Source organism: Vibrio sp. V39_P1S14PM300, assembly GCF_009904765.1.
In the GTDB taxonomy this organism is placed as follows: domain Bacteria; phylum Pseudomonadota; class Gammaproteobacteria; order Enterobacterales; family Vibrionaceae; genus Vibrio; species Vibrio proteolyticus.
Map to the genome: position 1 here is coordinate 1 of NZ_WXWP01000156.1, position 7,652 is coordinate 7,652.

Here is a 7,652-nt window from a genome sequence, read left to right on the forward strand (position 1 = left end):
CATTTCTTTGTAGCTTTTTACCGGCACGGTGTATTGTCCGCGACTGGGGAGAAAGTCCAGAGAATAGGCAGATGCTGACAGCATCAGCATCGGCCAAATTGAGTAACGCCAAATGTTCATATCACTTGAGTGTCAGGTTTACGACCGTTGAGTTTTGTATCAGCACGTTGTTGCCACTATTTTGAATCACACTGTTGATTCCCGAGCTTTCCGCCAGCGCACCCGCTGAAAGTATGTTGTTCCCGGTCACAGTGTTATTCGCAATGTTGCCAGCACTCACCCCATTAATTTCAGAGGACGCTGTTACATTCTCGATGTCGATGTAATATTGGCCGCCTCTGGAACTGTCCATGACTGCTTCGGACAGTTCCATATCGGCCATCACAATATCATCGGCACTAGCGGATAGCGCAGCCATCGCACTCAAGGCGAGTAGTGCAATACGCATCGCTTACTCCTGCTATGCTGCTAGATTAGTCGGTAAACACAGATGCGTTGGTAGACACAGCTTGCTGGATCAACGAATTGTTACCTGCATTTTGTGCCACGGTGCTGATACCTGCCGCACTGTTGAAACCACCCAGTGAGTTACTGTGATTCACAGTCAGACCACCACAGCACTCTTCACTGTTGTCGTGTCCGTGTCCACGACCACGGCTTTGAGCTGGTGAGTTGGTTGCACCGTAACTGACTGACGTGTCGGACACTTCACCACTCAGATCATTCTGAGCAACGACGGTGTCCATATCCACGCTGATTTCAAGTGACTGTTTGTTCGACCAGGACTGCTCATTCATGAACGTTTGTTCATTGGACAGAGAAGTCCAGGTATTGCCGTCATTACCATCATTGGTGCTGATGGTGTTGTTATCATCACCATTGTTGCTGTGGAAATGATTGTTGCTGCCGTTTTCCTGATTGTAGCTATCGTCAATGTCGCCACCGTCACTTCCTTGACCGCCACCGTAAGCCAGCGCGCCACCAGAAATAAACAGCGAAGTAACCAACAGTGCGATTGCAGATTGTTTTAGTTGCATGATCTTATCTCCATGTTTGTATCAACTATGAACTACATCCTTTTGCCCTCAGGCAAGCTGATTATAGGTACGCTGTTAGGTTTGAAAGTCTTACAAATAAGACATACTCATCACTGACGCCAATTTCTGTGCAACAAGGTGATAGAAACAAAATCAAGAGACCAAAAATCAATGAGATAGAAAGGAAAATTGTGCAAATTTGTAGTGAAGTATGAAAGGTAGCGGAAAGTTAGTATGACAGAATTGGCACTTTGCACCGCTCAATTACCACTTCGGCGGTCAATTCGTCTTGGCTCAATATTCAATCAATAACACAATGAGTGCGAGTTTTCAGGCATTTCCCTAAGCCACTTAGGACTAACGTTGAGTTTAGCTCAATTCACGCCTAATCACTAAGAACTACTGGAAATTCCTAATCTCATCTGGGGGTTAGATTTTTGGGGTTCATACTGCGATATTGTGCCCGTCGCATATACTTGATCTGGAGCAGTATGTGTATGTGCATATTGTCGGAACAAGCAGTTTTCAACCTAAAGATTACTGAGCTCCGGGTATAAAAAATGACTATTGGAACACTCGTCATCTTGACGGAAAAGAGTCTGCAAAGCAGCCTCATTGAACAACAGTTGGCTTCGATAACACAGTTAAATATCCAAACATGCAGCGCAGAGCAGTTGAACCGCCTGAGTAGCAGCTTCATGATTGACCTGGTGCTGCTGGATTATCACTATCTTGTCGAGTTGACGGACAGCGACAGCCTGCCAGATTTTGATCTGTTGGGCGTCCATATACTGGTTCACAATATCCCAGAGGGTGAGTTGAACGAGCTGTTTATCCGCTGGCGATCCTTAAGAGGAATGCTTTATCAGAGCGCGTCGGTCGAGCACCTCACAGAGAGCGTCACTTACATCATGAACGGCGGTTTGTGGCTACCCCGACGTTGTCTGGAACAAATGGTCCATTTCTATCGAGACCCGGGAGTATTCAATAACTTCAGATACGACCAACTCACCAACCGTGAGCGCCAAATTCTCGATTTACTCTCCCATGGCAAGACCAACCAGGAAATCGCAAATCAGCTGTTTTTAGCGGAAAGTACGGTAAAAACGCACGTCTATAAACTGTACAAGAAGCTGGATGTTCACCGCCGTCACGATGCGATCCGGCTGGTAAAATACACTCACGCCTCGTCAGGGCTGTGATCTCGCTCTGACGTACTCGGTTTATCGCTTGGCGGGCGACAGATTATCGCGAGCTTTTGTTTTACAGTTTGTCCCGGCAAGGTCAGATCTCTGAACATATCACGCCATTCACTGAACGTAACCACCAGTGGATTTACACTGTGTACTGGCTTGGTAATCCCATAAACAACAGGCTCACGCTCGGAGACAAACGTTCCAAACAGGCGATCCCAGATGATCAGAATGCCTGCGTAATTTTTGTCAATGTACTGTGGGTTTCGGCCATGATGTACGCGATGATGTGATGGCGTGTTCAGTACCCATTCCAGCGGACCGAGTGAACGAATCCATTGCGTATGGACAAAGAATTGCAGCCCAAGATTGAGCAGGACGACAAACACCACCCACTCCGGCGGATAGCCCAGCACCACCAACGGCATCCAAAATACCCACATACCAGCGAGTGGGTACATCAGACTCTGACGAAATGCCGTACTGAAGTTCATACGCTCAGAACTGTGGTGCACTACGTGAGCTGCCCACATCCAACGAATACGGTGGCTCGCGCGGTGAAACCAGTAGTAGCATAAGTCCTGCAAAACCATCAGCAGAAGAAAGCTCCAGAGCGTCATGTCAATATCGATAAGACGCCAGCCAAACACCCAAAGATAAAGATGCGCGATCAGCAGCCCTGCTAATAAATCCGCTCCCTGATGCAGGCCAGCCAGGACAAGGTTACATAACAGTTCCGGCCAACGATAAGCCGCTGAAGCGGGCAAACGGCCTTTTCTCTGCCCCAGCACATATTCCGCAAGCATGAAAACGAAAAAAACAGGAGCAAGTGCGAGTAACAGCCACTCGGGATGGGTAATAAGGTTGTGCATATTCGAAACCGTAACCAAAACTGACGGTTTAAACTTAACACACCATTAACAATTTTCTAGAGTCGATACTCGAAGATTAACAAAAGTGGGATGCTCCACCGAACATCCCTAGCGACGATACCCCGTTAAAGCGCGGCGACTTTGTCGTTAATACGCTGACAAATGTACTCTCCTATCGGCAGAGCAGACGTAGCCGCAGGTGATGGTGCGTTGCAAACGTGGAGACTGCGCGTACTCTCGGCAAACAGAAAGTCATGCACTAAAGTCCCGTCACTCAGCACTGCCTGAGCCCGGATACCAGCAGGATAAGGTTTAAGATCCGACACCTGAATCGATGGGCAGTATTTATTCACCAGTTTCAGATACCCGCGCTTCCACCATGAGTTTTTTAGCTCAGCGAGCCCCGAGTTGAGGTGTTTCATGCTGACTTTCCAGAATCCCGGGAAAGTCAGCATTTCAAGGCTGTCACGCAAGCTGACATTCACCTTACCATAACCTTCTCGTTTCCAGCCTTGAACAGCATTAGGGCCAACCGTGACGGAACCATCGATCATTCTGGTCAGATGGACACCGAGAAACGGTAGCTCCGGATCCGGAATCGGATAAATGAGATGATTGACGACTTGATTGTGCTTCTGATCCAGGCGGTAATATTCACCACGATAAGGCACGATCTGAAAATCGGTCTCGATATCCAGCATTTTGGTGAGCCGGTCCGCCATCAAACCGCTGCAGGTGATCAGAAAACGGGTGTTAAGCTGCATTGTCTGACCATCTGACTCACAAGTGACCTGCACTTCTTCGTCATTTTCTGCTAGTGCAGTAACCCGGGTACGCAGACTCACCTGCCCACCCAAAGCTTTAAACTCTTCCGCCATGTGCTCTGTGACTAAACGATAATCCACTATACTCGTCGTTTTCACATAAATGGCCCCGAGCCCTGTGATATTGGGCTCTGCCAGTTTTAACTGCGCTTGGTCGAGCAGTTCCACGTCAATACCATTCTCATGGCAGCGCTCGTACAAAGCCATCATCCGATCCTGCTCGGCAGGCGTGGTGGCCACCAGCAGCTTCCCGCAGTTTTCCACGGGTATATTGTGATTGGCACAAAACTCGGTTGTGCGCTCGACACCACGTTTACAAAAATCCGCTTTCAGACTGCCCGGAGCGTAATACACTCCGGCATGAATCACACCGCTGTTATGGCCGGTCTGATGCTGTGCATAGCCGGATTCCTTCTCCAGCAACAGAATCGAACTGTCCGGATGTTGCTGCTTGAGTTGCCATGCCGTTGATACTCCGACGATGCCACCACCAACGATAATGTAGTCATACATTGTTATGTTACGCTCCTTGAGACATAGACACGTGCGACGCACTCGCTTTATAGCACTTATTGCTGTAGACAAACACAGCCACAAATACCACACATGCGATAAGACGGGCCCAGATAGGTACATTGTGCCAAACCAACGCAACCCCTGTTGCCAACAGGACCACTCGCAACAATACGTTGAGCGGCCCTTCCAGATATCCCTCAATCGCACCAATCATGGCGTAAGTACCAACAATAGCAAACGCACCGACGGTCAGTACTTCGGCTACGTCCCAACTCACGAGACCAGTATATGCAATCAAGAGCGGGACCAAGTATAACCCTTTGGCGATTTTCCACGCCATCATCCCTGTGCGCATTGGTGGCGTTTTTGCGATAGTGGCAGCTGCAAAGGCGGTCAGACAGACTGGTGGAGTGACGTTGCTGTCCTGTGACAACCAGAAAATAATTAAATGGGCCCCCAACAGTGCCAGACCCACCGCTTCAATCCCTAAACTCTGCTCTAACAAAGTTTCCATGAAGTCCGCTGGCACGAGTGCCACCATTTCTTGCGCTGTACTCAGTGCCATTGGCGCATTCAGCAATTCCAGTTTGTCTGGTGCCGCCAACATGAAAATTGCTTTCGCCTGCTCAGGTAACTGTCCAGACATCATCAGTTCCAGCAACTGATTTTCCGCTAACAACTTGTACAGTGCCGGCGCCGACAAGGTTCCCAGCACGATATACGCAGCGGTTACCGGTAAGCCCATCCCCAAGACTAACGACGCCAATGCGATCAGTACTAACATGGTCAGCAGATCACCGTTGGACCAGCCATCAATCATCAAGGAGAACGTATTGCCGATCCCTGTGGTACTAATGACGTTGATCACCAAACCGATCCCAACCAGCAACACTGCTGTTGTCGCCATGTTCTTTGCGCCCTGAGCTAAGGCTTCAACAATCGCTTGAGGCCCCATTTTGTGCTCTTTTGAAAACCAGCTCGAAACCACGACAGAAATGATCGACAGCCCGGCCGCATAGGTCGGCGTAAATCCTTTCACCAACAAAGTCACCAAAACGACCAATGGAATCAGATTGTGCCAGCCGGACACCAACACTTTCAGCAATGACTCTGAACTGGTGGTGATCTTCTGTACCCCACTGCGCTTTGCTTCAATACGAACAAAAAAGGCTACCGACAGAAAATAGATCAGTGCAGGCACAAACGACACCGCAATGATATCGACATACGGGATCTGAGTGTAAGATGCCATTATAAACGCCCCGGCCCCCATCACAGGTGGCATCAGTTGTCCGCCCGTTGACGCTGCGGCTTCAACACCGGCAGCAAAACGAGCCGGGAAGCCTGCTTTTTGCATCAACGGAATACTGATGACCCCCGTCGACACCGTGTTCGCCACACTCGACCCGGACACAGAGCCCATCAATCCAGAGCCGATCACCGCAATAAAACCTGGGCCACCGATGATTTTACCCGCCGCCGCCCGCGCGACGTTAATAATGTAATCCCCCACACCAGAACGCACCAGAAACGCACCGAACAGGATGAACATGAACACGTAACTCCAACTGATGCGGGAGATAGAACCAAACATGCCTTCAGACGAGTAAAAGCTGCGATAGAGTAACGTCTCCATACTGAGACCGGGAAAGTGAAAAATGCCTGTCGCCCACTTCCCCCATAACACCACATAACTCAGACAAATTACGATCAGCACAGGGATAAACCAGCCCATTGTGCGGCGGATAAGTTCGATAACAATCACAATCGCCAGAATGGCAAAAAACCAGTCGCTGGTAACGAACTTAACTCCACGCTCATACAAGGCATCTTCGGCATAGGGAATGTAAAGTAAGCAGGCAAACGCCGCCAGTGCAATCAACACATCAAACGCCAACGCGATTTTGTTTTTCTTCAGCGAGGCGTGGGCCGGATACCACAACGCACAAATGGCGGCAAAGCCAGCAAAATGCGTCGCTGATATCCAAAGTTCTGACCAGGTAGACAAAGTGTTGAACCAAATGTGGATGACCGACAGGATCACCCCCAGTACGGTAACAGCTGTGGTTACCCACGGAAAATCGGTTCGCGTAGGCAATTCAAACTTCTGCAATTCCTTTTCAATTGAATCGCTCATGAGAAACTCCAGACGCCCGGCAGCCAGGCAGTAACCACGGGAGCCGACAACGGCATCCCGTGTTGATAAGAGTGGAAAGAAAGGCTCCCCGAAAGAAACCGTCTGGGCTTATTTCGCCAGTAGATTAGATGGAATGCTGATACCCACTTCTTTGTAGTAACGCGCTGCGCCTGGGTGCAGTGGCACCGGCAGGCCTGCGATGGCTTTCTCAAGCGCCATGGCTTTTGTTGCCTTGTGAATACCTTGCAAGAACGGCAGGTTTTCATAAATCGCTTTGGTTAGCTGATACACATCTTCTTCTGAAATGTCGTCGCGAACGGCAAGGAAGTTCGGCTGGGCGATGGTCGTGATCGGTTTGTCCAAGCCTGGGTAGGTATTGGCTGGAATGACGTATTTGGTCCAGAGCTCGTAATTGCCGTTGGCTTGTTTGATCTGCTCATCACTGAATTCCAGAATCTTAATGTCATTCCCCAATGCAGCAAACGCCTGCGTGACAGCGCCAACAGGCACACCGGCTGGTGTGTTCATGCCATCAATAGTCCCGTTTTGTAACGCACTGGCACTGCCGCCATATCCCATATAAGCCAGATTGAATGAATCCGGATCCACATTCAGGCCTTTCATGATCTGTCGTCCTGAATTTTCTGTCCCTGAATTTTTCTTTCCGATAGAAAACTTTTTATCGGCCAGATTAGACAGATCCGTCACCGAACCGGTCTTAGCCAGTTCAGAACGTACAATAAAGTGCTCAACGTTTTGCCACAGCATTGAGACTGAACGCAGTTTCTCTTGTTTAACGCCTTTATACGGCCCCTCGCCCGACCAGGCCCATGCGCCATACAACCCCTGAAGAATCGCGAATTGCGCTTCATTTTCATTCAGTAGTTTGACGTTTTCACCTGAACCGGCTGAGCTGATAGCAGAAAGGGAAAAATGATGTTGTGGGCTCAGCTTGACCTTGCTCAATGTCGCTAATGCAACACCAACCGGATAATAGGTACCACCAGTGGATGCCGTAGCCAGAATGTAACTGCGATCATCAGCAGCCGATGCCTGCGCAACCAGGCCAAATG

General features: G+C 49.3%; 7 protein-coding genes. 1 reads left to right on the forward strand and 6 read right to left on the reverse strand.

Features of this window, described 5'->3' with window-relative positions:
• Positions 1-121: 121 nt before the first annotated feature.
• Both CAG65_RS07790 and CAG65_RS07795 read right to left on the reverse strand, forming a co-directional pair.
• Positions 122-448, reverse strand: a complete 327-nt coding sequence (locus CAG65_RS07790; RefSeq protein ID WP_021705198.1) for a hypothetical protein — start codon at positions 446-448, stop codon at positions 122-124.
• Positions 449-473: 25 nt separating this feature from the next.
• Positions 474-1,037, reverse strand: a complete 564-nt coding sequence (locus tag CAG65_RS07795; protein WP_161453241.1) for a hypothetical protein — start codon at positions 1,035-1,037, stop codon at positions 474-476.
• A 560-nt stretch (positions 1,038-1,597) separates the two neighbouring features.
• On the opposite strand from CAG65_RS07795, the gene CAG65_RS07800 reads away from it, so the two are divergent.
• On the forward strand, positions 1,598-2,239 hold the full coding sequence (locus CAG65_RS07800; RefSeq protein ID WP_202599315.1) for a helix-turn-helix transcriptional regulator: 642 nt from the start codon (positions 1,598-1,600) through the stop codon (positions 2,237-2,239).
• On the opposite strand, the gene CAG65_RS07805 is transcribed toward CAG65_RS07800, so the two are convergent.
• From CAG65_RS07805 to CAG65_RS07820, 4 genes are all read right to left on the reverse strand, one after another.
• Positions 2,218-3,102 carry a sterol desaturase family protein gene (locus CAG65_RS07805; protein ID WP_161453243.1) on the reverse strand — a complete coding sequence of 295 codons (885 nt, stop codon included), beginning with the start codon at positions 3,100-3,102 and terminating at the stop codon, positions 2,218-2,220. The two genes, CAG65_RS07800 and CAG65_RS07805, sit on opposite strands and share 22 nt — an antisense overlap.
• A gap of 125 nt (positions 3,103-3,227) precedes the next feature.
• Positions 3,228-4,439 (reverse strand): L-2-hydroxyglutarate oxidase, encoded by a 1,212-nt coding sequence (gene lhgO / locus CAG65_RS07810; RefSeq protein WP_161453245.1) that lies wholly within the window; start codon positions 4,437-4,439, stop codon positions 3,228-3,230.
• A gap of 7 nt (positions 4,440-4,446) precedes the next feature.
• Positions 4,447-6,579 (reverse strand): TRAP transporter permease, encoded by a 2,133-nt coding sequence (locus CAG65_RS07815; protein WP_161453247.1) that lies wholly within the window; start codon positions 6,577-6,579, stop codon positions 4,447-4,449.
• A gap of 108 nt (positions 6,580-6,687) precedes the next feature.
• On the reverse strand, positions 6,688-7,644 hold the full coding sequence (locus tag CAG65_RS07820) for a TAXI family TRAP transporter solute-binding subunit (protein ID WP_161453251.1): 957 nt from the start codon (positions 7,642-7,644) through the stop codon (positions 6,688-6,690).
• Between the last annotated feature and the right edge of the window lie 8 nt (positions 7,645-7,652).